The sequence below is a fragment of the Arthrobacter sp. SLBN-100 genome (genome assembly GCF_006715305.1).
Classification (GTDB): domain Bacteria; phylum Actinomycetota; class Actinomycetes; order Actinomycetales; family Micrococcaceae; genus Arthrobacter.
This window is the reverse complement of sequence record NZ_VFMY01000001.1, coordinates 221945-247047: the sequence shown is the minus strand read 5'-3', so window position 1 is coordinate 247047 and position 25103 is coordinate 221945. Positions and strand designations below refer to the sequence as shown.

Below are 25103 nucleotides of genomic sequence, written 5' to 3'. Positions count from 1 at the left end.
TTGCCCAGGAAGGGGCATCTACAAGACGCCTCTGGGAAACCGCGCCGGGACGATTCGTGAAGCTCGCTCCAACGCGCACCGGGTCTGAGCTGCCCTTGAAACAGTTGACAGGCGAAGGCCGACACGTGCTCCATGAATTCTAAGACCCACGCTGATAACAGCAGCCAGAGCAACCGATTGACTCCAGACAGCCGCCCCGAATTGTGACGGATGCTTCAGACTGCTGGCGACCTGTCCAACTACGCCGCCAGCTTCTGAATTTTACTGGTACGCGCGAAAATTCGACCGCGAACTATTTGTGCCTTCTGAACAACCCTGCAGGCGGGACTCCCTCAAAGTTTTCGTGAACATGGCTCCTTGCGCACCTAGGCTCATCAGGTCCGGAGAGGGCTCACGGCGGCTAATGGCGGGGTTGGGAACACCTCAACCTTTCGTCAAGCGGTGGTGTGAAGGGTGTCCGGCTGGGCTCGGTTTCTTTTCTGACACCGCGGGTATGAATTCATATCCCTGAACCTGATAGTGGACACGACCCCTACGGCCACTCCAAGAAGCAGACGTAGCTGTGGACACTGTCTGCACCTCCCGTTGGCCGGACAACTACACGACCACGACTCCCCCGCGCAACCAAAAGCCGCCCTCCCAGACCGTTCCGCACCAGAGAGGCCTCGTCATGTCGTTCCCGCACCGCAAAGCCATGCACAGGTGTTGGCCACCCCAGACCAACCCGACAGAACCGAAACGAGGACCCACCCACACCCATAAACAGCAGGCGGTGAGCCCACCAGCCAGGGCACTGACCCGCCACCCACACACCTGAATAGGCCACCGCTGCGGCCAGGCAACGGCCGCGAACCACCGTCAGACTCAACGGGCCAAAGCATCGTACACACGCTTAAAGCAAAAACCCCTCTGACGAGGGGGTTTGCGTGCCCGAGGTGGGACTCGAACCCACACACCTTTCGATACCGCATTTTGAGTGCGGCGCGTCTGCCAATTCCGCCACTCGGGCGCGGAATACATGAAGCAAAAGGCTACGCCCACAGCTGATTGTGAGCAACGCGATCACTTCACGTACGCGGAATTACTCTACATGCAGATAGGCTGAATTCCAGAATCGCGCCGCTGACGCCGCAACCAACCATGCAGATCAAGTACAGGACCGGGCGCGCACCTAAGATAGTGATGTCCCCGCCGTACCTTTCCAAGGAGATCCCGTGACTGAACAGACGGAGTCAAAACCATCGTCCCAGCCGGCGCGCCGCGTCGTTGTGGCCGAAGATGAAACCCTCATCCGCCTCGACATCATCGAAATCCTGCGCGGCGAAGGCTATGACGTCATCGGCGAAGCTGACAACGGCGAGAAGGCCGTGCAGCTGGCTGAGGAACTGAAGCCGGACCTGGTCCTGATGGACGTCAAGATGCCCGTCATGGACGGCATCTCTGCAGCAGAGAAGATCGTCAAGGCCCGCATCGCCCCCGTCGTCCTGCTGACTGCCTTCAGCCAGAAGGAACTCGTGGAGCGTGCCCGCGACGCCGGCGCCATGGCCTACGTGGTGAAGCCCTTCACCCCCGCGGACCTCATCCCGGCACTGGAAATCGCCCTCTCCCGCCACGAGGAGATCAAGGCGCTCGAAAGCGAAGTCTCCGACCTCCAGGAGCAGTTCGCCACCCGCAAGCTCGTGGAGCGCGCCAAGAGCCTGCTGACCACCAAGATGGGCCTCACCGAGCCGGAGGCCTTCCGCTGGATCCAGAAGACCTCCATGGACCGCCGCCTGAGCATGCGCGAAGTGGCTGAGACCATCATCAACCAGGTCAACTAAGAGCGTTGTAAACAAAAGGGAGGATCCCCGCCACACGGCGGAGATCCTCCCTTTTTGTTGCTTAGAAAGCCTAAGCCTTCTTCTTCCGTTCCGGCCAGGGGCCGAGCTTTTCCTTGTTGCTGCTGACTTCACCCGCATAAGTGGAGTCGGCAAGGTCACCCACCTTGTGCACCTTCAGGGAATTGGTGGAACCGGCCTTTCCGGGAGGGGAACCGGCGGCGATGACCACCAGGTCACCGTCCTGAACAAGTTCCATCTCCATGAGGCTGCGGTCAACCTGAGCGGTCATCGCATCGGTGTGGTCCACCATCTGGACCAGCACCGGCTGGATGCCCCACGTCAGTGCCAGCTGGTTCCAGACCTGCTCCACCGGGGTGAAGGCGAAGACCGGCTTGATGGGGCGCAGGCGGGACAGGCGGCGTGCGGAATCGCCCGACTGGGTGAACGCACAGATGTACTTGGCGTCCAGCTGGTCGGCGATTTCGACGGCGGCACGGGTGATTGCGCCGCCGCGGGTCTTGGGCTTGGTGCCCAGCGGGGGGACGCGCTCCAGGCCGTGGACCTCGGTGGACTCGATGATCCGGGCCATAACCTTGACGGTCTCAATCGGGTACTTGCCCACGCTGGTCTCACCGGAGAGCATCACGGCGTCGGCACCATCAAGCACGGCATTGGCGCAGTCGGAAGCCTCGGCGCGGGTGGGGCGAGGGTTGTCGATCATGGATTCCAGGACCTGCGTTGCCACGATGACCGGCTTGGCCCAGCGGCGGGCCAGTTCGATGGCGCGCTTCTGTACGATCGGCACTTCCTCCAGCGGAAGTTCCACACCCAGGTCGCCACGGGCCACCATGATGGCGTCGAACGCGTCGATGATCTCGGGCAGCTGCTCCACGGCCTGCGGCTTTTCGATCTTGGCGATGACGGGCACGCGGCGGCCTTCCTCGTCCATGATCTCGTGCACGCGGGTGATGTCGGAGGCGTCACGCACGAATGACAGGGCCACCAGGTCAACACCGCGGCGCATGGCCCAGCGCAGGTCGTCCTCATCCTTTTCGCTCAGCGCGGGAACGTTGACGGCCACGCCGGGAAGGTTGATGCCCTTGTTGTTGGACACCATGCCGCCCACGGTCACCTCGGTAACGACCTTGACGTCGTCGACGGCCGTGGCACGCAGCGCAACCTTGCCGTCGTCGATCAGCAGCGCGTCTCCCACGTTGACGTCCTCGGTGAGGCTCTTCAGCGTGGTGGAGCAGATGTCCTTGGTGCCGGGGACGTCCTCGGTGGTGATAGTGAACGTGTCACCGACGGCCAGGGCGTGCGGTCCGTCGACGAAGCGGCCCAGGCGGATCTTGGGTCCCTGCAGGTCGGCCATGATAGCCACAGCCTTGCCAAGGTCGGCGGCTGCCTTCCGGACGTTCTCGTAGGTGTTGTCATGCACGGTGTAGTCGCCGTGGCTCATGTTCATGCGGGCGACGTCAACGCCGGCTTCCAGCACCGCGAGGGTGTTTTCATAGCTGGCAATTGCCGGGCCGAACGTAGCCACAATTTTTGCGCGTCTCATATACCTACCCTATTGGTCTCTTGCATTGGTTAAGTTGTCGAAGAGGTGAACCCTCGGTGCAGCTCTAGAGGACGGCGATGGCCCGGTCGGTAGGCGCCACGGGTGCGGGCAGGATGGTGCTGCCCATCAGGTACTTGTCCACAGCTGCTGCAGCGGCGCGTCCTTCGGCGATGGCCCACACAATGAGGGACTGTCCGCGGCCGGCGTCGCCGGCGACAAAAACGCCCTCGGTGTTGGTCATGTAGTAGCCGTCGCGGGAGACGTTGCCGCGGCCGTCGAATTCCGCGTGCACCTGTTCGGTGATGCCCGCAGGCTCGGCGCCGGTGAAGCCCAGGGACAGGAACACCAGGTCGGCGGGAATGATCCGCTCGGTTCCTGCCTTGGGGAGGCGCTTGCCGTCCACGAATTCCGTCTCGGCTACCTTGACGCCGGTGAGCTTGCCGTTTTCGCCAACGAACTCCACGGTCGAGGCGAGATAGGTCCGCTCGCCGCCTTCCTCGTGGGCGCTGGCCACCTCAAAGAGGGTGGGGAACGTCGGCCACGGCTGGTGGCCGGCACGCTCGGCCGGGGGCTGCTTGCCGATGGCAAGCGTGGTAACTGAGGCAGCGCCGTGCCGGTGGGCGGTGCCGAGGCAGTCAGCTCCGGTATCGCCGCCGCCAAGGATCACTACGTGCTTGCCCTGGGCGTGGATCTGGTTCTCCACCGACTCCCCCGCTACGACGCGGTTTGCCGGAACGAGGTAATCCATGGCGAAGTGGACACCTTCAAGGTCCCGGCCCGGGATGGGCAGGTCGCGCGGAACCGTAGCGCCGGTGCAGACCACGACGGCGTCGTAGCGCCTGCGCAGCTGCTCCCAGGTCACGTCCGTGCCCACCGTTACACCGGTGCGGAAGCGGGTCCCCTCCGCCTTCATCTGCTCGACGCGGCGGTCAACCTGCTCTTTTTCCATCTTGAAGTCGGGGATGCCGTACCGCAGCAGGCCGCCGATCTTGTCGTCGCGCTCGTACACAGCCACGGTGTGGCCCACGCGCGTCAGCTGCTGTGCGACGGCCAGGCCGGCAGGCCCGGAGCCGACGACGGCAACGGTCTTTCCCGTCAGTCGTGCGGGAGGCAGCGGGTTGACCCAGCCGTTGTCCCAGGCTTCGTCGATGATGGAGACTTCCACCTGCTTGATGGTCACGGCGGGCTGGTTGATCCCCAGCACGCACGATGCCTCGCACGGGGCGGGGCACAGGCGGCCGGTGAACTCCGGGAAGTTGTTGGTGGCGTGGAGGCGCTCGATGGCTTCCTCGCCCTTGTCCCGCCACATGAGGTCGTTCCACTCGGGAATGAGGTTGCCCAGCGGGCAGCCCTGGTGGCAGAACGGCACGCCGCAGTCCATGCAGCGGCCGGCCTGGGCCTTCAGGGTGCCCTTTTCCTGCGCCTCGTACACTTCCTTCCAGTCCATGATGCGGACGGGAACGGGACGGCGCGGCTGGGTTTCACGCTGACGTACTTTCAAAAATCCGCGTGGATCAGCCACCGGTTACCTCCAGGATTCGGGACCACACTTCTTCGCCGTCGGGGTCCAGGCCCTCTTCGATGGCGTCGAGACGGGTTTGCAGCACGGCCGCATAGTCGCGCGGCAGCACCTTGGTAATGCGGGCAGCGGTGTCATCGAAGTTCTCGAGGAGGCGCGCGGCCAGCTGGGAGTCAGTTTCTTCAACGTGCTTGACCAGGAGGCCGTGCACGATGTCGCGGTCTTCGGCGTCCAGCTCGCGGAGCTGGAGTTCGCCGGACTGCAGGGCGTCCTTGTTGACCTTGGCAGTGTCCAGGTCCAGGACGTAGGCGGTGCCGCCGGACATGCCGGCGCCGAAGTTGCGCCCGGTACGGCCGATGATCAGGGTCTGGCCACCGGTCATGTACTCGCAGCCGTGGTCGCCGATGCCTTCGACGACGGCGGTGGCACCCGAGTTGCGGACCAGGAAGCGTTCGCCCACCTGGCCGCGCAGGAACATTTCACCGCTCGTGGCGCCGTAGCCGATCACGTTGCCGGCGATGACGTTCGTTTCGGCCTTGAACACGTTGGTGCGGTCCGGCCGGACGATGATGCGCCCGCCGGAGAGTCCCTTGCCCACGTAGTCGTTTGAGTCGCCGAACAGCCGCAGGGTGATGCCTGCGGGCAGGAACGCGCCCAGGGACTGGCCGGCGGTGCCGCTCAGGGTGACGTCGATGGTGTCCGTGGCCAGGACGTCCGTGCTGAACGTCTTGGTGACCACGTGGCCCAGCATGGTGCCCACGGAACGGTCCGTGTTGATCACGTCAACGGAGATCTTCACCGGACTGCGGTCCGTCAGGGCTTCGGTGGCCATGGTGATGAGCCGCTGGTCGAAGTGCTTGTCCAGCTCGTGGTTCTGGCCGGTCATGTTCCGCAGCGGGGCGTCGTCGTCGAACTCCAGCCCGTGCAGGATCGGATCCAGGTCCAGGCCGTCGGCCTTCCAGTGGTTGACCGCTTCCCGGGCATCGAGGACCTCGGCGTGGCCGATGGCCTCTTCCAGGCTGCGGAAGCCCAGCTCGGCCAGGATTTCGCGGACTTCCTCTGCGAGGAACTCGAAGAAGTTGACCACGAACTCGGGCTTGCCGCTGAAGCGTGCCCGCAGTTCCGGGTTCTGGGTGGCCACGCCCACCGGGCAGGTGTCCAGGTGGCAGACCCGCATCATGATGCAGCCTTCCACCACCAGCGGTGCGGTGGCGAAGCCAAACTCCTCGCCGCCGAGCAGCGCGGCGATCACCACGTCGCGGCCGGTCTTGAGCTGGCCGTCGACCTGCACCACCACACGGTCGCGCAGGCCGTTGAGCATCAGCGTCTGCTGGGTCTCGGCGAGGCCGAGCTCCCACGGGACGCCGGCGTGCTTGAGCGAGTTCAGCGGCGAGGCGCCGGTTCCGCCGTCGTGGCCGGAAACGAGCACGACGTCGGCCTTCGCCTTGGTCACGCCGGACGCCACAGTGCCGATCCCTACCTCGGAGACGAGCTTTACGTGCACCCTGGCCGAAGGGTTGGCGCGCTTGGCATCGTAAATCAGCTGCGCCAGGTCCTCGATCGAGTAGATGTCGTGGTGCGGGGGCGGGGAGATGAGTCCGACGCCGGGGGTCGAGTGCCGTGTCCGGGCCACCCACGGGTAGACCTTCTGCGCCATCAGCTGGCCGCCTTCGCCGGGCTTCGCACCCTGCGCCATCTTGATCTGGATGTCGTCAGCGTTGGTCAGATAGAGGCTGGTGACGCCGAAGCGGCCGGAAGCGATCTGCTTGACGGCGGAGCGGCGCTTGGGGTCGAGCAGGCGCTCCACGTCCTCGCCGCCTTCACCGGTGTTGGACTTGCCGCCCAGCTGGTTCATGGCGATGGCCAGCGTCTCGTGGGCCTCCTGGGAGATGGAGCCGTAGCTCATGGCACCCGTAGAGAACCGCTTGACGATGCTGGAGACGGGCTCAACCTCTTCCAGCGGAACCGCAGGACGCTCGTTCTTGAACTTGAGCAGCCCGCGCAGGGTCATCAGGTTCTGGGACTGATCGTCCACGCCCTTGGTGTAGGCCTTGAAGATATCGTAGCGGCGTTCACGTGTGGCGTGCTGCAGCCGGAAGACGGTCTCCGGGTTGAACAGGTGCGGCTCACCGTCACGGCGCCACTGGTATTCGCCGCCGCCCAGCAGCGGGCGGTGGGGCAGCTCGATGCCGCCCTCGGGGTAGGCCATCTGGTGGCGCGCGGACACTTCAGCCGCGATGACGTCCAGGCCAACGCCACCCAGCTGTGAGTGCGTTCCGGCGAAGAATTCGTCCACCAGTTCCTGGCCCAGGCCCAGTGCCTCGAACGTCTGCGCACCGGTGTAGGACGCCACGGTGGAGATGCCCATCTTGGACATGATCTTCAGGACGCCCTTGCCCAGGCCCTTGATGAGGTTGTAAACGCCGTCCTGGGGGGTGACGCCGGTCACGTCGCCGGCAGCAATCAGCTGCTCCACGGATTCCATCGCCAGGTACGGGTTGACGGCGGAGGCGCCGTAACCGATGAGAACGGCCACATGGTGCGTCTCGCGGACGTCGCCGGCTTCGACCACCAGGGCGGTCTTGGTGCGGTTGGCGCTGCGCAGCAGGTGGTGGTGCACGGCGCTGACCAGCAGCAGGGACGGGATGGGCGCCCACTGTGCGTTCGAGTCGCGGTCGGACAGCACCACGTACTGGACACCGCGGTTGATGGCACCGGAAACCTGCTCGCAGATTTCCGTCAGCCGGGCACGGAGCGCGTTTTCGCCGCCTTCGGGGCGGTACAGGCCGCGGACCTTCATGGCAACGCGGTTGCCCTCGGCGTCCTCGATGTTGGCGATCTTGGCGAGCTGGTCGTTGTTGATCACCGGGAACGGCAGCTGGACCTGGGGCTGGCGGACCTGCTTGGTGTCCAGGAGGTTGCCGTTGGGGCCGATGGCACAGGTCAGCGACGTGACCAATTCCTCGCGGATGGCGTCCAGCGGCGGGTTGGTCACCTGGGCGAAGGACTGCACGAAGTAATCGAAGAGCAGCCGGGGGCGCTTGGACAGCACGGCCACCGGGGTGTCCGAGCCCATGGCACCCAGCGGTTCGGCGCCGGTGCGGGCCATCGGGCCCAGCAGGATCTTCAGTTCCTCCGTGGTGTAGCCGAAGGTGCGCTGGCGGATGTTGACGGACGCGGCCGTGTGGACCACGTGCTCGCGCTCGGGAAGGTCGTTGAGGTCGATCAGGTTGTCCTTGACCCACTCCGCCCACGGGTTGGCGGCGGCCACCTCGGCCTTGACCTCTTCGTCGTCGATGATGCGGCCGGATTCGGTGTCCACCAGGAACATCTTGCCCGGGGACACGCGGCCCTTCTTAACCACCTTGGAGGCTTCGACGTCGATCACGCCCACCTCGGAGGCGAAGACGATCAGGCCGTCCTCGGTGATCCAGAAGCGGCCCGGGCGCAGGCCGTTGCGGTCCAGGGTGGCGCCCACGAGGTTGCCGTCCGTGAAGGAAACAGCCGCCGGGCCGTCCCACGGTTCCATCAGCAGGGAGTGGTACTCGTAGAACGCACGCCGTGCCGGATCCATGGTGGCGTGGTTTTCCCAGGCCTCAGGGATCATCATCATGATCGAGTGCGTGATGGGGCGGCCGGAGAGCCACAGCAGCTCTGCTACCTCGTCGAAGGACGCGGAATCCGAAGCACCGGGGGTGCAGATCGGGTACAGCTCTTCCGGCGAGTCACCCAGCAGCGGGTTGGCGAGCTGGGACTGGCGGGCACGCATCCAGTTCCGGTTGCCCTTGACGGTGTTGATTTCACCGTTGTGGGCGATGGTGCGGAACGGCTGCGCCAACGGCCAGGACGGGAAGGTGTTGGTGGAGAAGCGCGAGTGGACGATTGCCAGTTTGGTCTTGAACCGTTTGTCCGAAAGGTCCGGGTAGAACGGCTCCAGCTGGGCGGTGGTGAGCATGCCCTTGTAGACGATGGTCCGCGAGGACAGCGACGGGAAGTACACGCCGAACTTGTTCTGGGCACGCTTGCGGATCCGCCAGGCGCGGGAGTCCAGTTCGTTGCGGTCCAGTTCCTCGCCGGTGGCGGACGCCAGGAACGGCTGGGAGAAGTAGGGCATGCAGGCGCGCGCCATGGCACCGACGAGGTCGGCGACAACGGGCACTTCGCGCCAGCCCAGGACCTTCAGGCCCTCGTCGGCTGCGAGGCCTTCGATGCCGGCCTTCGCGGCGTCGGCTTCGCGCTGCTCGGCCGGCAGGAACGCAGTACCGGCCACGTACTGGCCGGGGCCGGGCAGTTCGAACTCAGTGACCGCACGGAAGAACTCATCCGGGATCTGCATGAGGAGGCCTGCGCCGTCACCGGTGCCTTCGTCCGCACCTACGGCACCGCGGTGCTCAAGGTTGCGCAGGGCGGTCAGGGCGGCATCGACGATGTCGTAGCCGGGCTCGCCGCGGAGGGTGGCGATGATCGCAAGACCGCAGGCGTCCTTCTCCTGCTCGGGGTTGTACAGCCCGCTTGCCTCCGGCAGGGATGCGAAGCGCTTGAACGGCGACATGGCAGCCTCAGGCTGATCCGGTTCAGACCAGCTGGGAGTGTGAAGAGTTTGGGTCATGGGAGACGTCCTTCCTCCTGATCGTGCGTATGGAAGGGACACCGTTGGCCCCACTCGTCGGGCGCCGGTCATATGGGCACAACAAAGTGTTACTTACTGGAAATTGTAGGTCAGCGTGGCCTGCTGAACTAACAGTTACGCAGGCCCCTGCCCCGGGCAACACCAGCCAGCAGCTCTGTGCTGGCCAGGATGGCCCCGATGCCACGACACTGTGGTGATTGGGAGCTTTGAGCGGTGGCTCTGCTGCCCTGCCTGGCCGCGCGCTACTTCGTAGTGCCGGCTTCCGGCGCGGTTCCTGTGGCTGTGCTGCCGGAACGTCCGGCAGCGGTCGCGTCCGGTCCCGGCTTGGGGCCGGCCGGCGCAGCCTCGGCCTCTTCCGTGGGGACGGAAGCACGCCGGGAACCACTTTGGTTATCAGGGAGATTATCACGCAATTCACTATCTGAGACAACGGGGTCCGTATCACGGACCGAATCACCGGTACCTGTTACGTCCCCGCCGTCCTGCTTTTCCGCCGGTTGACGGCCCTGCAGATAGGGGCTGTCAGCGCCCGCCGGCTTCTTGAGTCCCAGCAGGATGAACGCCGTCAGTGCCGCCAGGAAAACGAGGATGCTGGTCCAGACATTCAGGCGGGTGGTGATGCCGAACAGCGAGATCTGTTCAGCGTCGTCGATGCGCATGGCTTCGATCCAGACCCTGCCCAGGGTGTAATACATGGCGTAGAGCCAGAACAGCCTGCTGCGGCGGAAGTTGAACTTCCGGTCCAGTGCGAGCAGGGCGACGACGCCGGCCAGGTTCCAGAGCGATTCGTAGAGGAACGTTGGGTGGAACAGGGTGTCAACGGCTACTCCGGCCGGAAAGTTCGGGTTGTCCGCGTCAACCTGCAGTCCCCAGGGCAGCGTGGTGGGGCCGCCGAAAAGCTCCTGGTTGAAGTAGTTGCCCCAACGGCCCACGGCCTGGGCCAGCAGCAGCCCCGGTGCGGCGGCGTCGAGGAATGCGCTGAGTTTGACCCCGCTGCGGCGGCAGCCGATCCACGCGCCCAGAACGCCAAGGACAACGGCGCCCCAGATGCCCAAACCGCCGCGCTGGATCTGCGGGATCAGGGAGAGGTCGCCAGTGCCGTCAAAACCCGGGCCGAAGTAGGCGTCCGGTGATGAAACCACGTGGTACAGCCGGCCGCCGATAATACCGAAGGGGATCGCCCAGACCACAATGTCCCAGACGCTGCCTTCAGGTGCTCCGCGCCTGGCCCAGCGGACGGAAGTCAGCCACAGGCCCGCCACGATCCCGGCCAGGATGCACAACGCGTAGGCGTGGATCCGCAGCGTTCCCCAGGGCAGGGGGATGTCGAAGCCGGACCAGTCCGGGCTGGGAATGCTGGCCGGCACCATGGCGGCTGCCTGAAGGAGCGTCTGCATGGATTAGGCTTCTTCCCTGGTCAGGCCGGTTTCCCTCGTCAGGCCCGTGCTGAGGTCCTTGGTGAGGGCGGCGACGGCGTCCACGCCGCCGTCGCGGATGGCGGCCACCAGTGCGGTGCCCACGATCACGCCTTCGGCGTACGCGGCGATCTCGCGGACCTGCTCGGCGTTGGAGACGCCTAGGCCAACGCATACGCGTTCGGCACCGGCGGCATGTGCTGCCGCCACCACGTCCTTGGCAGCAGTGCTGACGGACGTGCGGGCGCCGGTGACGCCCATGATGGACACAGCGTAGACGAAGCCGCGGCTGGCGTCCACAGTGCGCTGCATGCGCTCAGAGGTGGAGGACGGAGCTACAAGGAACACCCGGTCCAGGCCGTACTTGTCTGAGGCTTCCATCCATTCGGCGGCCTCGTCAGGGATGAGGTCAGGGGTGATGAGCCCGGCTCCGCCTGCTTCGGACAGGCGCCGTGAGAACTCGTCCACGCCCATGCGGATGACCGGGTTCCAGTAGGTCATCACCAGGACGGCGGCGTCAGTCTTGCTGGTGATGCCTGCCACCACATCGAAGACCTGGCGCACGTGGAAGCCTTTGGCCAGGGCCTCCGTGGTGGCGGCCTGGATGACCTGGCCGTCCATCACCGGGTCCGAGTAGGGGATCCCGATCTCGATGAGGTCGGCACCGTTCTCGGCCAGGGCGATGCCCGCGGCGATGGTCTCCTCCACGCTGGGGTAGCCCGCGGGAAGGTAGCCGATGAGGGCGGAACGGCCTTCGGCGCGGGCCTTGTCAATGGCCGCGGCCGATTTGCTGATGCTCTGTGCGGTGCTCACAGCTGCTCCCCCTCTTTGCCGATTTCGGACTCGGCCGAATTCTTGTCCAACAGGTCAAACCATTCCGCTGCGGTGGCCACGTCCTTGTCCCCGCGGCCCGAAAGGTTCACGATGACGATCTTGTCCTCGGGCCTACCGCCGCTTGCTGCGGCTTCGGCAGCGAGCCGCTGCCCCACCTTGATGGCCCCGGCCAGGGCATGCGCGGATTCAATGGCCGGGATGATGCCTTCGGTGCGGCACAGGAGCCGGAAGGCTTCCATGGCCTCGCTGTCCGTGATGGGCTCGTAGCTGACCCGTCCAATGTCGGAGAGGTAGGAATGCTCCGGTCCCACGCCGGGGTAGTCGAGGCCGGCGGAGATCGAGTGGGACTCGATGGTCTGGCCGTCGTCGTCCTGCATGAGGTAGGAGCGGGCGCCGTGCAGGACGCCCGGCTTGCCGAGGGTAATGGTGGCCGCGTGCCGTCCCGTTTCCACGCCGTCGCCGCCTGCTTCGAACCCGTAGATCTTCACCGACGGGTCGTCCAGGAAACCGTGGAAGATGCCGATGGCGTTGGAGCCGCCGCCGATGCAGGCGCAGACCGCATCCGGCAGCCGGCCTTCCTGGTCCAGGATCTGGGCACGGGCTTCCTCGCCGATCACCTCGTGGAAGTAGCGGACCATCGCCGGGAACGGGTGGGCGCCGGCGGCCGTGCCCAGGAGGTAATGGGTGTTGTCCACGTTGGCCACCCAGTCCCGCAGGGCCTCGTTGATGGCGTCCTTGAGGGTCTGCGAGCCGCTGGTCACCGGGATCACGGTGGCGCCGAGGAGCTCCATGCGCGCAACATTCAGTGCCTGCCGGCGGCAGTCCTCGGCGCCCATGTACACCACGCACTCCAGGCCCATCAGGGCGGCGGCGGTGGCGCTGGCCACGCCGTGCTGGCCGGCGCCGGTCTCGGCAATCACGCGGGTCTTGCCCATGCGCTTGGCGAGCAGCGCCTGGCCCAGGACGTTGTTGATCTTGTGGGAACCGGTGTGGTTCAGGTCCTCGCGCTTGAGGAAAATCCGGACTCCCCCGGCGTGCTCCGAGAACCGTTTGGCCTCAGTGAGCAGCGAGGGCCGGCCGGAATAGTTCTTATTCAGGTCCGCGATCCGGGCCCGGAAATCAGGGTCGTCCTTGGCCTTCTCGAACGTCTCTTCGAGCTCGTCCAAGGCTGCGATGAGGGACTCTGGCATCCAGCGCCCCCCGTAGCTGCCGAAGTACGGCCCCGGGGCATGTTTCAGGGAGCCGCCCTGCAGGAATGCTTCCGCGGCGTTGTTGTCAGCGTTTCCTGAGGGTGCGTCAGCCATCAGTCCCGTCCTGTTCGAAGTTGATCGTTCGGTAAGTGTGGTGTTCCGGCGGGTGGGCCGGAAACAAATACGTCGGGGGCGGCAAGCAGCCCCCGTCCACGTACTGTGCCCCAAGGGCGGTGGGTCAGCCCCGGGCGGCGATGGCGGCGGCACCTGCCGCCGTGAACTCGGCAATCCGCTCGCGCGGCGTGGAGTGGCTCACCAGGGCCTCCCCCACCAGGATTGCGTTGGCGCCGCTGGCGGCGTAGTGCGCCACGTCCTCCACGCCGCGGACGCCGGATTCGGCCACCACGAGGGCCTCAGCCGGAATCAGGCCCGCCAGGGAGGCGAAAACGGAACGGTCGACGTCGAGGGTCTTCAGGTTCCGCACGTTGACTCCGATGATGCGCGCCTGGGCAGCGACGGCCCGCTCGATTTCCTCTTCGGTGTGCGTTTCCACGAGCACGTTCATGCCGAGTTCCCGGCTCAGCGCCGAGAACTCGCTTAACTGTGCGTCGGAGAGCGCCGCCACAATCAGCAGGATCAGGTCCGCGCCGTGTGCACGGGCCTCCCAGATCTGGTACTCGTCGAGCGTAAAGTCCTTGCGCAGCAACGGCACGTCCACAGCGGCACGCACGGCGTCCAGGTCCGCCAGGGACCCGCTGAAGCGGCGCTGTTCGGTGAGGACGCTGATGACGGAGGCACCGCCGTCGGCATACTGCTGTGCCAGGGAAGCGGGATCGCCGATGGCGGCCAGGTCACCCTTGGAAGGGCTGCGGCGCTTGATTTCCGCGATGACTTTCAACTGCTCCCGCGTCGGGGAGGTACCGCCAAGGGCGGCCCAAGCGTCACGGGCGGGTGCTGCGCCCTGGGCCAGGTCCTTCAGTTCAGCCAGGGAAACGAGGCGCTTCCGGGCGTCCATATCCTCCCTGACACCGGCGTTGATGTCATCGAGAACAGTTGCCATCAGTGGCCGGAGTTCTTCAGCTTGCTGCCGTCGACGCCGTAGCCTGCCTTGCGCATGACGTAGCCGAGGATGAGGCCGAGGACCATTACGCCGGCTCCGGCGATGAAGATGGGCGTGCTGGCGATAACGAAGGCGATTGACGCGATGAGGGCGCCCACCAGCATCACGATGACGCAGGTCCAGGCCGCGGGGCTGTTGCCGTGGCCGAGTTCCTGGCTGTGGTCAATGGCGCCGGGGGCAACCGTGCGGGTGCCTGACTTGGAAACGGACGCAGGTGTTTTGCTCATGGAAAATCTCCTCAGGGTGGATACTGCTTACATTCTGCCATTTTTTGGCTGCCCGCCGCGTATCGGCGGTCCGGGCGGCCGGCGGGCGCAACGCCATGGACTGTTTAGGTGGGATCGTCGCCGCGGGAGAGCCGGTCCCAGCTGTCGATCTCGTCAACGGGCCCTGACGTGGCCGCGGTGCTGCCGGCGGCCGGCGCGTCATATTTTGTCCGGTTTTTCCAGTGCCGGCTGGCCGGAATGATGAGCAGGGCGGCGACGGCGAGCAGGCATCCGGCGACGACCGCGAGGACCGGGAAAGCGGTGACCGCCACCTGCGCCTGGCTGCCGGTGACGCCGGTTGCGGCAGCAATGGCCCCCTGGGCTGCCGCCAGCGGATCGGCCAGGACCGTGGCCGCAGCGGCAACAATCCCTGCCGAGGCCAGGACGATGATGCCGGTGATGATCCACCGGGCGATCCTGCCGGCGATGGCGGCTGCCAGCCCGCCGGCGAGAGCAACGAGTGCCGATGCGGTTACCGCAGTGGCGGCTTTGCTGCCCTGGACCTCCAGCGACGATTGGGCGGCACCGCCCTGGCCCACTTGGTTCGGGTCCAGGGTGACAGTCATCCAGGTCTGGGTGGTGGTGCCGAATACTGCCAGCGCCAGGACGGCGACCAGCAGCACCAGCGTGGATTTGCGGGCCAAGGCCGGCGTGGCCGGCCGCTTTTTTGACGTCCCGGCCTGCCCTGCTGCCGGTCCCGCACTTCCGGGGACAACGGGACCGGACATCAGGAGTCAGTCCCGCCGGGCAGTGATTCCGCAGAGATGTTCTGCAGCGAGCCTGCGGTGTGCACAGCGCGGAGCGGTGCGGCGGCCTTGTTCACGGTTTCGAGGGCTTCGGTGGGGTTGACGGAATCAGCCACAATTCCGCCGCCCGCCTGCACGTAGGCGCGGCCTTCGCGCAGCAGCGCAGAGCGGATGGCGATGGCCATGTCCATGTCGCCCGCGAAGTCGAGGTATCCCACCACCCCGCCGTAGATGCCGCGGCGGTGCGGTTCGAGCTCGTCGAGCAGACGCAGGGCGCGGGGTTTCGGGGCGCCGGACAGGGTGCCTGCCGGGAAGGTGGCCTTCAGTACGTCGTAGGCTTTGGCCCGTGGCGATAGCTGGCCCACGACGGTGGATACCAGGTGCATGATGTGGCTGAAGCGCTCCACCTCCATGAACTGCGTGACATCCACCGTTCCCGCAACGCAGACCTTGGAAAGGTCGTTGCGGGACAGATCCACCAGCATCAGGTGTTCGGCGCGTTCCTTCTGGTCCGCGAGCAGCTCCTCGGCCAGGGCCTTGTCCGCTTCCACCGTCTTGCCCCGCGGGCGGGACCCGGCGATGGGGTGGGTGATGACCTCTTCACCGGTGACGGTGACCAGGGCCTCGGGCGAGGACCCCACGATCGAGTACTCCCGGCCCTCGGCGTCCTCCAGGCTGAAGATGTACATGTACGGGCTGGGGTTGGTGTTACGCAGGACCCGGTAGACGTCCAGGGCCGAGGCCTTGCACTCCATTTCGAAGCGGCGCGAAATGACCACCTGGAACACTTCGCCGTCAACGATGGCTTCCTTGCCGCGGTCCAGGGCTGCCAGGTACTCGGCTTCATCCCAGCGTTCCTGGACGCTGGAGGCGAAGTCCAGCGCGGCGGGGGCCAGCACCGAGACGGGCTGGGCTACGGGCGTGCTGACTTTGGTGAGCAGCGCCTTGACCCGGGCCACGGCGTCGTGCCAGGCCTCGTCCACCCGTGCGGAACTGTCGTCGAAGTTGATGGCGTTGGCGATCAGCAGGACGGTGCCGTCCACGTTGTCGTGGACAGCCATGTCCGTGACGAGGTTCAGGGCCATCTCCGGCAGCTGCAGGTCGTCCTCGGGCGGGCTCACCAGGCGTTCCCAGTGCCGCACAGTTTCCCAACCAAGGAAACCCACCAGGCCGGAGGTGAAGGGCGGCAGGCCCTCGAACCTGTCGGTGCGGAGGGCTTCGATGGTGTCGCGGATGGCGTCCACCGGGCTCCCGGCCACGGGGACTCCCACCGGCGGCTCCCCCAGCCAGTGCGCGTTGCCGTCCTTGGTGGTCAAGGTTGCCCGGGAGCGGGCGCCGATGAAGGAGTAGCGGGACCATGCCCCGCCCACGGCGGCCGATTCCATGAGGAACGTGCCGGGCTGCCCGTGCGCGAGCTTCCGGTACAAACCAATGGGCGTTTCAGCGTCGGCGAGTACTTTGAGCCGGACGGGGATGACGCGGCTGTGGCCGGCCAGTTCCCGGAACTCCTCGAGGCTTGGGCTGATGGTTCCAAGGTCCTGCATGGCTATGCTGTTCCGCCTGTTCTCGTCGGGGCCGGTTCTGGTTCTGGTGGGGCCGGTGCTTGGATGCCCTGCTCCGGCAGCCGGTGGTGTGCTTACAGGGGTGGCCGGCCCTCCCCTGCCTAACTGCAGAATGCCTGCGGCCAGTGGAAGAATTTCAGACTGCCTGGCCTGTGGTGACAGCCAGGTCCCTGCCGTCGAAGCACGTGCGGGTGCCCGTGTGGCATGCAGCACCCACCTGGTCCACCCGCACCAGCAGCGCGTCGCCGTCGCAGTCCATGGCCACGGACTTGACCCACTGCACGTGCCCGGAAGTGTCTCCCTTGCGCCAGTACTCCTGGCGGGAGCGGGAGTAGAAAGTGACCCGCCCGGTGGTCATGGTGCGGTGCAGCGCTTCGTCGTCCATCCAGCCCAGCATCAGCACCTCGTTGGTGTCGAACTGCTGCACGACGGCGGCCACCAGCCCGGCGCTGTCACGCTTCAGCGCGGCGGCCAGGTGGGACGGCAGCGGACTGGCCGCAGGTGCAGCGGCGGGAGTTCCGGCCGGGCCAGGCAAGGGTGTTGCGGGCAGGGCGGAAGCAGGGGCAGGGACGGGGGCGGGCTGCTCAGACATCAGGTCAAGTCTAGTGCCTTTGCCTGCCCGGAATCGTGTGTGAACAACGGCACGCCAGCACCGGTGGCTACGGTGCCCAACTGCGCGGGTGTCGTGCTAGTTTCACAAGTGATGCATTTCGTCGATCCGTCCCGAGAAGTCCTGGCCGAAACCCTCCTTGCGGCCGGCCCTGACGCGCCCACCCTCTGCAGGGGCTGGCGCACCAGGGACCTTGCCGCACACCTTTACCTGCGTGAGCGTAAAGCTGCTGTCGGGCTCGGGCTGATCATCAAGCGCCTGGCCAAGGCATCGGACCAGGCCACGGCCAAGCTGGCAGCAAAGCTGACCACGCCCGAGGCGTATGCGGGGCTCGTGAACACCTTCCGGTCCGGGCCGCCGGCGCTTTCCCCCATGAACATCAAGGCACTGGACGAAAGCTCCAACCTCATCGAATATTTTGTGCACACCGAGGATGTCCGCCGCGCGGTGGACCGCTGGGCGCCCAGGGCATTGGATGAGGCCTACTCGGAAGCGCTGTGGGATGAGCTGGTGAAGCGTGCCGCCATCCTGTACCGGGGCGTCGACCTCGGGATCGTGCTGGTGCGGCCCTCCGGCCCGCGGCACGTGGCCAAGCGCGCCCCTGTTTCCGTCGCCATCGTAGGCGAGCCCGGTGAACTGCTTATGCACGCCCACGGCCGCACCCGCCACGCCCTGGTCACCTTCGAAGGCCAGCCCGACGCCGTCGCGCTTCTTCAGTCAGCAGAAGTCGGGCTTTAACCCAACACGGAGTCACTTTCGGCCCAATAAACCCAGGTTTTTGGGCCGGAAGTGACTCCGTGTTGCTGTGGACTAGCGGACTTCGAAGCCTGCTTCGCGGATCGCCTTCTTGACCTGGGACATCATGTCGTCGGGGCCCCAGTGGAAGATGGATGCGGCCAGGACGGCGTCTGCACCGGCCTCGATGGCGGGCGGGAAGTGCGCCGGTTCCCCGGCACCGCCGGACGCGATGATGGGGACCTTGACGGCGGCGCGGACCAGGCGGATGAGTTCGAGGTCGAAGCCGTCTTTGGTGCCGTCGGCGTCGATGGAATTGAGCAGGATCTCCCCCACGCCGCGGTCCGCGGCTTCCTTGGCCCAGGCGATGGCATCGATCCCGGTACCCGTGCGCCCGCCGTGGGTGGTCACTTCAAATCCCGACTGCGTGGGCTGGGATCCCGGGCGGGTGCGCCGGGCATCCACGGACAGGACGAGGACCTGGGAACCGAAGTGCCGCGTGATCTCGTCGATGACGTCGGGCCGGGCCACGGCTGCGGTGTTGATGGAGGCCTTGTCCGCGCCGAAACGCAGGAGCTTGTCCACCTCGGCCACGCCCCGCACACCGCCGCCGACGGTCAGCGGAATGAACACTTCCTCGGCAGTGCGGCGGACCACGTCGAAGGTGGTTTCGCGGTTGCCCGAAGATGCCGTGACGTCGAGGAACGTCAGTTCATCGGCACCGGCGTTGTCGTACCGGTGGGCAAGCTCCACGGGGTCCCCGGCGTCGCGGAGGCCCTCGAAGTTAACGCCTTTGACGACGCGCCCGGCGTCCACGTCAAGGCAGGGAATGACGCGTACGGCTACTGCCATGGGAAACTCCTGGAATTCTATGGTGGATGTCGGCTGCGCTGGATCCGCTATGCGGAATCAGATGCGGCAGGCGTGGATGCTGCTGACCAGGATGGCGCGGGCCCCGAGGTCGTAGAGCTCATCCATGATCCGGTTGGTTTCCCGCTTGGGCACCATGGAGCGGACGGCCACCCAGTCCGAGTCACGCAGCGGCGAGACCGTGGGCGATTCCAGGCCGGGCGTCAGCGAGGCAGCCTGTTCCACGAGTTCCTTGCGGATGTCGTAATCCATCAGGACATACTGGCGCGCCACCAGCACACCCTGCAGGCGGCGGATCAGCACCTCGATTTCCTTGGCTGTGCCGTTCGCGGCACCGCCCGCGCCGGTCCGCCGGATCAGGACGGCCTCGGACTTGAGGATCGGTTCGCCAAAAATTTCCATTCCGGCGGCCTTGAGGGTGTTTCCAGTTTCGACGACGTCGGCGATGGCGTCGGCAACGCCGAGCCGGACCGAGGACTCCACGGCGCCGTCGAGGCGGACCACCTTGGCGTTGATGCCGCGCTCAGCGAGGTAGCCGCGGAGCAGGCCGTCATAGCTGGTGGCCAGACGCCTGCCCTCCAGCTCCTCAACCTTGCCGAAATCACCTACCGGACCGGCGAAGCGGAACGTGGAGGCCGCGAATCCCAACGGAAGCAGCTCCTCTGCCTCCACCTCGGCGTCCAGCAGCAGATCGCGTCCGGTGATGCCGACGTCAAGCGTTCCCTGGCCAACATAGACGGCGATGTCGCGGGGCCGGAGGAAGAAGAACTCGATGTCGTTATCGGGGTCCACCATCACCAGCTCGCGCGTATCGCGGCGCTGGCGGTATCCGGCTTCGGACAGCATCGCGGAGGCGGCTTCGGACAGGGAACCTTTGTTGGGGACGGCTACTCGCAGCATGGGAAATCTTTCTGGATGTGGAAATGTCTAGGGATTCAGGCAATGCAGGCCACAGCAGGCACCGGCGGCAACAGGCGCGCCGGACCGGTGGCTACAGATGCTTGTAGACGTCTTCCAGGGTCAGGCCTTTGGCGAGCATCAGAACCTGCAGGTGGTACAGCAGCTGGGAGATTTCCTCTGCCGCCGCTTCATCGGATTCATATTCGGCGGCCATCCACACTTCGGCTGCTTCTTCAACGACTTTTTTGCCGATGCCGTGGACACCGGAGTCCAATTCAGCGACGGTGCGGGAGCCTTCCGGGCGGGTGGCTGCCTTCTCACTGAGCTCAGCGAACAGCGTCTCGAAATTCTTCACGCCCTCCAGCCTACTTCCTGCTGCCCAAAGGGCGCCTGTCAGGTTGTTGCATGACGGGCGCGATGTGAGTGAACACACACATCGCGCCCGCCACCTGCAGCCAGTTAGCTGCTGTACTGCTTCAGCACTACAGCGGTGGCCAGCGCTGCGGTCACGGCCTCGTGGCCCTTGTCTTCCTTTGAGCCGGGGAGTCCGGCACGGTCCAGGCCCTGCTGCTCGGTGTCGCAGGTCAGGACGCCAAAGCCCACGGGAACCCCGGTGCGGACGCTCACGTCGGTAAGTCCCGACGTTGCGGCCTGGCAGACGTATTCAAAGTGCGGTGTGCCGCCGCGGATTACGACGCCGAGGGCCACCACGGCGTCAAAGTGCGGTGCGAGGCGCGCGGCTGCCACGGGCAGCTCAAAGCTTCCCGGCACCCGCAGGACGGTGGGTTCGGCGATGCCGGCGTCCTTGGCGGCGCGCAGGGCACCGTCCAGGAGGCCGTCCATGATCTGGGTGTGCCAGCTGGCCGCGACGATCGCCAGCTTCAGCTGGGACGTCTCGGCCGGGTTGAGGGTGGTGAGGTCGATCTCGGGGGCGCCGTGTCCGCTCATAGCTCAGTATTGTTCCGTTCAGTTTTCGTTCGTCAGTTTTGTTGGTGGATCAGTCTTGTTCGTGGTCAAAGGCAGGGCCCGGCGTGGCGACAGGCACTGCACCGCCCAAGTGGGAGTCAAGCAGCAGGCGGTGCTCCATGCGGTCCTTCTTGGTCTGCAGGTACCGGATGTTCTGGTCGCGCGAGGGCACCTCGGTGGGGACCATTTCCACCACCTTGACGCCGGCCTTCGCCAGCCTGTTCTGCTTGTCCGGGTTGTTGCTCAGGAGCCGCACCTCGTGCAGCCCCATTTCAGCCAGCACCTGCGCGGCGGCCTTGTAGCAGCGGGCGTCGACGGGAAGGCCCAGCTGTTCGTTGGCCTCAACCGTGTCGAAACCGGCTTCCTGCAGAGCGTAGGCCTTGATCTTGTTGGCGAGGCCGATGCCCCTGCCTTCCTGCCCGCGCAGGTATAGCAGGGTTCCGCCGTGCTCACGGATCATTTCCAGGGCATAGGCCAACTGTTCGCCGCAGTCGCAGCGGTAGGAACCAAAGACATCCCCCGTGAGGCACTCGGAGTGCAGCCGGACCATGGGTGCCTTCCCGTCCTTTGGCGGATTCGGGGAGCTGACAGCCAGGTGTTCGGCGCCCGTGACAAGATCGATCCACGCCTGGGCGACGAAGTCACCGAAAGCCGTGGGCAGCTGCACGATGGGTCCGCCACTGACGGGATAGGGTACGCCGCCGTTGCCTGATTCGGCGTTGTGGTGGCCATTGCCCGAATGGGGCAGGTGGTGACCGTTGCCCGAACCAGGCAGCTTGTGGCCATTGCCCGAAGCTCCGGAAGCCGTCATCGTATCTCCTCTTCTACGCCCGCGCGTCCTGCCCGGGTGTTGCCGTCAGCCGATGTGCCCGCCGCGTCGAGGTAGGCCGCCAGGTCCTGAATGGAGATCAGGGGGCATCCGTGTTCTGCAGCGAAGGCACGGAGCCCGTCCAGCCGCATCATTTCGCCGTCGTCGTAGACAACTTCGGCGATCACCGCCACTGGTTCCAGGCCGGCCAGGCGGCACAGGTCTACTGCGGCTTCGGTGTGGCCGGGACGTTCCCGCACACCACCGTCAACCGCGCGCAGCGGGAAAATATGCCCGGGGCGCGTTATGGACGCCGGCCCGGACTGCGGATCCGCCAGCACCTTGGCCGTAAGCGCCCGGTCCGTGGCGGAAATTCCGGTACTGACGTCCGTGGCAGCGTCGCAGGAAACGGTATACGCGGTGCCCTTCGCGTCCTCGTTGACTTCCACCATCGGCGGCAGTGCCAGGGCATCGGCCCGTTCGCCGGACAGCGGGACGCAAATCACGCCGGAGCTGTACCGGATGGTCCATCCCATCAACGGCGCGGTGGCGAACTGGGCGGCGAAAAGGATGTCGCCCTCGTTTTCCCGGTCCTCGTTGTCCACGGCCAGCACAGGCTTGCCGGCGGCCATGGCCTGCACTGCTTCCTCGATGGTGTTCAGTCGCACGGCAGCGTCTTCCTGGGGACGGGGGCTGGCAGAGGTGGCCACCCCGGGTTCGACATGGACGGCGGCGTTCATCGTGCTCCTCCTTCAACGGCGGCGGGCGCTGCCGTCCTGAACGCCAGCAGGCGTTCGGTGTACTTGGCCAGGACGTCAACTTCCAGGTTGACCCGGCTGCCGGCGGCTTTGGTACCGAGGCCGGTTTCGGCCAGGGTTGTCGGGATCAGGCCCACCTCAAACCAGGGCTCCTGCTCCGTGGCGGCGCTGACGGCCGTCACGGTGAGCGAGACGCCGTCGATGGCAATGGAGCCCTTTTCGGCTATGTAGCGGGCAAGGTTCCCGGGTACGCCGAAGCGGAGCCGCTCCCAGTTGCCCTGAGGCTCGCGCTCCAGCAGCACGCCAACGCCGTCCACATGGCCCTGCACCACGTGTCCGTCCAGCCGTCCCCCTGCGGGAACGCAGCGCTCAAGGTTGACCGGGTCGCCCGGTGCAAGTTCGCCGATGGTGCTGCGCACCAGGGTCTCCCCCATGACATCCACGCTGAATTCCTTGCCATCTATTTCGGTGGCAGTCAGGCAAACGCCGTTGACGGCGATGGAGCCGCCCAGGGTGAGCCCTTCGGTGGTGCCCGGCGCGCGCAGCCGGAGCGTGGCGCTGGCTTCGCCGTCCCTTTCCACGGACAGGACCTGCCCCTGCTCGGCAATAATTCCGGTAAACATCAGTAGCCTCCCTGGGCTTGCTCCGCGGTGTCGCGGGACGGTTGTGGGTCGAGGGCAACAGTGCGTTGCGGTCGGAGGTGGAGTCGAAGGTCACGGCCCAGCGTCCGGACGGCGCCGCCGTCGGACGGGTCCCACTCCCAGTGCTGTGCCTCAGCAAGGGTGGTGATCCCCAGGCCCGTAAGGGCAGGAGTTCCGGAGCCGAGCAGTGTGGGCGCCAGGTAAACAATGAGTTCGTCAACCAGCCCGGCCGCGAGGAATGCACTGAGGATACGGGATCCTCCCTCCACCATCAGGTGGCGGACTCCGCTCCCGTACAGGCTGGACAGGGCTTCCCGGGGGTCGCGGGTGGGCAAATGCACCACCAGGCCGTCGCTTCCGTGAACGGCGGCATCGGCTGGAATGCTGCGCAGCCCCATGACGGCCCGCACGGGTTGCTTCACGGCCTGCGTGCCCGCAGCGTCCCTCGCGGTGAGGCGCGGGTTATCCACCAGCACGGTCTGCGTGCCGACGAGGATGGCGTCGATGCGCCCCCTGATGGCGTGGTTGTCCGCTAGGGATTCCGGGCTGGAAATCCACTGGCTGGTGCCGTCCTCCGCCGCGATGCGGCTGTCCAGCGTCTGGGCGATGTGGAGGGTGACGAACGGACGTTTTACGGCCACCGCCTCAAACCACTGACGGTTCAGGTCCAGCGCTTCGCCGGCACCGAGTCCGCTGCGGACACGAACGCCCGCCTGGCGCAGGGTGGTTGCCCCGCCCGCCGCGGGGTCGTGAGGATCGTCCACCGCGTAGACCACGTCCGTGATGCCGGCGTCAATGATCGCCTGGGCGCAGGGTCCTGTGCGGCCGATGTGGTTGCAGGGCTCAAGGGTGACCAGCATGGTGCAGCCGGAAAGATCGATCCCGGCAGCAGCTGCCTGAGCAATCGCATCCACCTCGGCGTGGGCGGTACCGGCGCCGCGATGGAATCCCGTGACGAGTTCGCGCCCCTCAGGATCGACGACGACGGCACCCACCAGGGGATTCGCACCGCGGGGACCGTTGAGGGCCGCCTTCAGGGCGGTTGCCATGGCGGTGGTCTCAGCAGCGGTAAACGCTGTGACCACTCCGGCCGTCACGCAGCGGCCTCGATGGTTCGGCCGGCAGGCATGCCGGCAGCAGGAATAGTGGCCTCAAAGAGCCATCGCAAACGGTTCATGGTGCTTGTGTCGTTCCTTCCCTCTCGAACCGCGATGGCTCCGGGGGTATACGACAGCAGAAGGCCGCGGCGTCGCAGGACGCCGCAGATACAGCTGTACGTGCTTCTCTCATCCAGACTTTAACTGTCGGTACCGGAATTTCACCGGTTCAACCGTCTGCCGATGTCCTCCCGAAGGAAACCACCGGCTCGCGGGTCGCGGACTGTCACCGCCGGTTCGGACTTACACCGACCCCGGAGCACGTATGTGTGTTGCTATTGTGCCATAACGAGCGAGGACTCTCCGCTATTCCGCCGCGGAACGTAACGTTTCGCTCCCCGCCTGGCGTAACCGGTCAATGGCGGCAGCCGGGTCCTCGGCACCGTACACTGCGGAGCCGGCAACGAAGACGTTTGCACCGGCCTCTGCCGCGCGGGTAATGGTGTCCTCGGTGATGCCGCCGTCCACCTGGATGGCCACACCAATACCCGAACCGTCGATGGCTTTCCTGGCGCGCCGGATCTTCGGCAGGGTCACGTCCAGGAACGACTGCCCGCCGAAGCCCGGTTCCACCGTCATGATCAGCAGCATGTCCAGCTCTGACAGCATGTCCAGATACGGCTCCACGGGTGTTCCCGGCCGGAGGGCCATGCCTGCCTTGGAACCCCTGGCCCGCAGTTCCCGAGCCAGCTTGATGGGGGCAATCGCGGCTTCGGCGTGGAACGTGACGGACGCCAGGCCGGCATCCGCGAAGCCGGGTGCCCAGCGGTCGGCGTCGGCAATCATCAGATGCGCATCGAGGGGTACTGGACTCACTGCCTGGATCCGCTGCACTACCGGCAGGCCGATGGTGAGGTTGGGCACAAAGTGGTTGTCCATCACGTCCACATGCACGGCATCCGCGTTGCTGATGCGCTTGAGCTCCGCCTCAAGGTTGACGAAGTCGGCAGAGAGGATGCTCGGGTTGATGCAGCATTGCGTCACGGGGACACCTT

22 protein-coding genes, 1 tRNA gene and 1 riboswitch are annotated in these 25103 nt (G+C 65.8%); of the genes, 2 read left to right on the top strand and 21 right to left on the bottom strand.

Annotated elements, in window-relative coordinates; genetic code table 11:
- Positions 1-927: 927 nt before the first annotated feature.
- Positions 928-1009 (bottom strand) — tRNA-Leu (locus FBY31_RS01120).
- Positions 1010-1214: 205 nt separating this feature from the next.
- Between FBY31_RS01120 and FBY31_RS01115 the strand changes: the two genes are divergently transcribed.
- Entirely contained in the window at positions 1215-1820 is a 606-nt protein-coding gene (locus FBY31_RS01115; RefSeq protein ID WP_120691251.1) for an ANTAR domain-containing response regulator, read from the top strand.
- Positions 1821-1890: 70 nt separating this feature from the next.
- Here the strand turns inward: FBY31_RS01115 and pyk are convergent, their stop codons facing one another.
- From pyk to hisI, 11 genes are all read right to left on the bottom strand, one after another.
- Positions 1891-3381: a pyruvate kinase gene (gene pyk / locus FBY31_RS01110; protein ID WP_142035859.1), complete on the bottom strand. Its 1491-nt coding sequence runs from the start codon at positions 3379-3381 to the stop codon at positions 1891-1893.
- Between the two features lie 64 nt (positions 3382-3445).
- A complete protein-coding gene (locus FBY31_RS01105; protein ID WP_142035856.1) occupies positions 3446-4903 on the bottom strand; it encodes a glutamate synthase subunit beta in 1458 nt (485 codons plus the stop codon).
- Positions 4896-9509: a glutamate synthase large subunit gene (gene gltB / locus FBY31_RS01100; protein WP_142035853.1), complete on the bottom strand. Its 4614-nt coding sequence runs from the start codon at positions 9507-9509 to the stop codon at positions 4896-4898. The genes FBY31_RS01105 and gltB overlap by 8 nt, the downstream gene beginning before the upstream one ends.
- A 263-nt stretch (positions 9510-9772) precedes the next feature.
- The gene (gene lgt / locus FBY31_RS01095; RefSeq protein ID WP_142035851.1) at positions 9773-10927 is read right to left on the bottom strand and encodes a prolipoprotein diacylglyceryl transferase; all 1155 of its coding nucleotides are present in this window, start codon (positions 10925-10927) and stop codon (positions 9773-9775) included.
- A gap of 3 nt (positions 10928-10930) precedes the next feature.
- Positions 10931-11758 (bottom strand): tryptophan synthase subunit alpha, encoded by an 828-nt coding sequence (gene trpA / locus FBY31_RS01090; RefSeq protein WP_142035848.1) that lies wholly within the window; start codon positions 11756-11758, stop codon positions 10931-10933.
- A complete protein-coding gene (gene trpB, locus FBY31_RS01085; protein ID WP_142035845.1) occupies positions 11755-13083 on the bottom strand; it encodes a tryptophan synthase subunit beta in 1329 nt (442 codons plus the stop codon). The genes trpA and trpB overlap by 4 nt, the downstream gene beginning before the upstream one ends.
- A 124-nt stretch (positions 13084-13207) precedes the next feature.
- Entirely contained in the window at positions 13208-14029 is an 822-nt protein-coding gene (trpC, locus tag FBY31_RS01080; RefSeq protein ID WP_142035842.1) for an indole-3-glycerol phosphate synthase TrpC, read from the bottom strand.
- Entirely contained in the window at positions 14029-14316 is a 288-nt protein-coding gene (locus FBY31_RS01075; RefSeq protein ID WP_142035839.1) for an HGxxPAAW family protein, read from the bottom strand. Before FBY31_RS01075 ends, trpC begins: the two co-directional genes overlap by 1 nt.
- 104 nt (positions 14317-14420) lie before the next feature.
- Complete coding sequence (locus FBY31_RS01070; RefSeq protein WP_142035836.1) at positions 14421-15083, bottom strand: Trp biosynthesis-associated membrane protein; 663 nt, start codon at positions 15081-15083, stop codon at positions 14421-14423.
- A complete protein-coding gene (locus tag FBY31_RS01065; protein ID WP_142035833.1) occupies positions 15083-16645 on the bottom strand; it encodes an anthranilate synthase component I in 1563 nt (520 codons plus the stop codon). The genes FBY31_RS01070 and FBY31_RS01065 overlap by 1 nt, the downstream gene beginning before the upstream one ends.
- Before the next feature lie 154 nt (positions 16646-16799).
- Complete coding sequence (hisI, locus tag FBY31_RS01060) at positions 16800-17255, bottom strand: phosphoribosyl-AMP cyclohydrolase (RefSeq protein ID WP_142035830.1); 456 nt, start codon at positions 17253-17255, stop codon at positions 16800-16802.
- 111 nt (positions 17256-17366) lie between these two features.
- Here hisI and FBY31_RS01055 point away from each other — a divergent pair, with 111 nt between their 5' ends.
- Positions 17367-18011, top strand: coding sequence for a TIGR03085 family metal-binding protein (locus FBY31_RS01055; protein ID WP_142044937.1), 645 nt, complete (start codon positions 17367-17369; stop codon positions 18009-18011).
- Between the two features lie 72 nt (positions 18012-18083).
- Here the strand turns inward: FBY31_RS01055 and hisF are convergent, their stop codons facing one another.
- From hisF to rpe, 9 genes are all read right to left on the bottom strand, one after another.
- Positions 18084-18860 (bottom strand): imidazole glycerol phosphate synthase subunit HisF, encoded by a 777-nt coding sequence (hisF, locus tag FBY31_RS01050; protein ID WP_142035828.1) that lies wholly within the window; start codon positions 18858-18860, stop codon positions 18084-18086.
- 57 nt (positions 18861-18917) lie between these two features.
- Complete coding sequence (hisG, locus tag FBY31_RS01045) at positions 18918-19778, bottom strand: ATP phosphoribosyltransferase (protein ID WP_142035826.1); 861 nt, start codon at positions 19776-19778, stop codon at positions 18918-18920.
- A 91-nt stretch (positions 19779-19869) separates the two neighbouring features.
- Positions 19870-20133: a phosphoribosyl-ATP diphosphatase gene (locus tag FBY31_RS01040; RefSeq protein WP_015936881.1), complete on the bottom strand. Its 264-nt coding sequence runs from the start codon at positions 20131-20133 to the stop codon at positions 19870-19872.
- Between the two features lie 104 nt (positions 20134-20237).
- The gene (gene ribH, locus FBY31_RS01035) at positions 20238-20726 is read right to left on the bottom strand and encodes a 6,7-dimethyl-8-ribityllumazine synthase (protein WP_142035823.1); all 489 of its coding nucleotides are present in this window, start codon (positions 20724-20726) and stop codon (positions 20238-20240) included.
- A 49-nt stretch (positions 20727-20775) separates the two neighbouring features.
- Entirely contained in the window at positions 20776-21555 is a 780-nt protein-coding gene (gene ribA / locus FBY31_RS01030) for a GTP cyclohydrolase II (RefSeq protein ID WP_142035821.1), read from the bottom strand.
- A complete protein-coding gene (ribB, locus tag FBY31_RS01025) occupies positions 21552-22292 on the bottom strand; it encodes a 3,4-dihydroxy-2-butanone-4-phosphate synthase (RefSeq protein ID WP_142035818.1) in 741 nt (246 codons plus the stop codon). Before ribB ends, ribA begins: the two co-directional genes overlap by 4 nt.
- Positions 22289-22933: a riboflavin synthase gene (locus FBY31_RS01020; protein ID WP_142035815.1), complete on the bottom strand. Its 645-nt coding sequence runs from the start codon at positions 22931-22933 to the stop codon at positions 22289-22291. Before FBY31_RS01020 ends, ribB begins: the two co-directional genes overlap by 4 nt.
- Positions 22933-24000 (bottom strand): bifunctional diaminohydroxyphosphoribosylaminopyrimidine deaminase/5-amino-6-(5-phosphoribosylamino)uracil reductase RibD, encoded by a 1068-nt coding sequence (ribD, locus tag FBY31_RS01015; protein ID WP_142044935.1) that lies wholly within the window; start codon positions 23998-24000, stop codon positions 22933-22935. The genes FBY31_RS01020 and ribD overlap by 1 nt, the downstream gene beginning before the upstream one ends.
- Before the next feature lie 224 nt (positions 24001-24224).
- Positions 24225-24375: riboswitch (FMN riboswitch) on the bottom strand.
- A 39-nt stretch (positions 24376-24414) separates the two neighbouring features.
- On the bottom strand, positions 24415-25092 hold the full coding sequence (gene rpe, locus FBY31_RS01010; protein WP_142035812.1) for a ribulose-phosphate 3-epimerase: 678 nt from the start codon (positions 25090-25092) through the stop codon (positions 24415-24417).
- Positions 25093-25103 lie beyond the last annotated feature (11 nt).

Coding starts and splice junctions, on each gene's coding strand:
- pyk (WP_142035859.1), bottom strand. CDS start 3,381: ATGAGACGCGCAAAAATTGTGGCTACGTTCGGCCCGGCAATTGCCAGC.
- hisG (WP_142035826.1), bottom strand. CDS start 19,778: ATGCTGCGAGTAGCCGTCCCCAACAAAGGTTCCCTGTCCGAAGCCGCC.
- FBY31_RS01020 (WP_142035815.1), bottom strand. CDS start 22,933: ATGTTTACCGGAATTATTGCCGAGCAGGGGCAGGTCCTGTCCGTGGAA.
- hisF (WP_142035828.1), bottom strand. CDS start 18,860: ATGGCAGTAGCCGTACGCGTCATTCCCTGCCTTGACGTGGACGCCGGG.
- FBY31_RS01065 (WP_142035833.1), bottom strand. CDS start 16,645: ATGCAGGACCTTGGAACCATCAGCCCAAGCCTCGAGGAGTTCCGGGAA.
- trpB (WP_142035845.1), bottom strand. CDS start 13,083: ATGGCTGACGCACCCTCAGGAAACGCTGACAACAACGCCGCGGAAGCA.
- trpC (WP_142035842.1), bottom strand. CDS start 14,029: ATGGCAACTGTTCTCGATGACATCAACGCCGGTGTCAGGGAGGATATG.
- hisI (WP_142035830.1), bottom strand. CDS start 17,255: ATGTCTGAGCAGCCCGCCCCCGTCCCTGCCCCTGCTTCCGCCCTGCCC.
- FBY31_RS01075 (WP_142035839.1), bottom strand. CDS start 14,316: ATGAGCAAAACACCTGCGTCCGTTTCCAAGTCAGGCACCCGCACGGTT.
- FBY31_RS01055 (WP_142044937.1), top strand. CDS start 17,367: ATGCATTTCGTCGATCCGTCCCGAGAAGTCCTGGCCGAAACCCTCCTT.
- ribB (WP_142035818.1), bottom strand. CDS start 22,292: ATGAACGCCGCCGTCCATGTCGAACCCGGGGTGGCCACCTCTGCCAGC.
- lgt (WP_142035851.1), bottom strand. CDS start 10,927: ATGCAGACGCTCCTTCAGGCAGCCGCCATGGTGCCGGCCAGCATTCCC.
- ribA (WP_142035821.1), bottom strand. CDS start 21,555: ATGACGGCTTCCGGAGCTTCGGGCAATGGCCACAAGCTGCCTGGTTCG.
- gltB (WP_142035853.1), bottom strand. CDS start 9,509: ATGACCCAAACTCTTCACACTCCCAGCTGGTCTGAACCGGATCAGCCT.
- FBY31_RS01070 (WP_142035836.1), bottom strand. CDS start 15,083: ATGTCCGGTCCCGTTGTCCCCGGAAGTGCGGGACCGGCAGCAGGGCAG.
- ribD (WP_142044935.1), bottom strand. CDS start 24,000: ATGGCAACCGCCCTGAAGGCGGCCCTCAACGGTCCCCGCGGTGCGAAT.
- ribH (WP_142035823.1), bottom strand. CDS start 20,726: ATGAGCGGACACGGCGCCCCCGAGATCGACCTCACCACCCTCAACCCG.